The organism is Vibrio sp. 704, from assembly GCF_033339295.1.
This window is the reverse complement of record NZ_JAWOUH010001065.1, coordinates 1-507: the sequence shown is the minus strand read 5'-3', so window position 1 is coordinate 507 and position 507 is coordinate 1. Positions and strand designations below refer to the sequence as shown.

Below are 507 nucleotides of genomic sequence, written 5' to 3'. Positions count from 1 at the left end.
CACAAGCGCCATCAGCGCAGCTTTACTTGCGTTTTTCGAATCTTTCGCGTTAAGGAAACGGTAAGACTCCTGCATGTTGTTGATACTTTGCAGCTGTTTCACTACGAAGAAGATGAACGTACAAACTAACAGTAGTGGGTAGTTCATATCTGGGCCCATGATGAAGCCACCAGGGAAGTTCTCAACGATCTCGCCAGGGCCACCAACGACGTATAATGCAACTGCCGCACAAGCAATGGAGATAACCGCAACAACCAGCGTTTGAATAAAGTCCGACGCCACTACGCCCCACGCACCACTCAGCAATGAGATAGCCAATACCGCAAGGCCAGTCACCCAAATAGTAGTCACGATGTCGGCATTAAATACCGCAGAAGCAAACACACCCAAACCGTTTAGCCAAACACCCGCGTTAATCACACTTAACGGAATGATTACCCAAGTGAAAAACTGCTCGTTAGTGTTACCAAAGCGGCGTTTTACCCCTTCAGTTGGTGTATCGACTCC

The 507-nt window shown here is 48.3% G+C and carries 1 pseudogene; it reads right to left on the bottom strand.

The window, feature by feature from the left end:
* Positions 1-507: pseudogene (locus R7R24_RS30670) on the bottom strand (transporter); the annotation flags it as partial.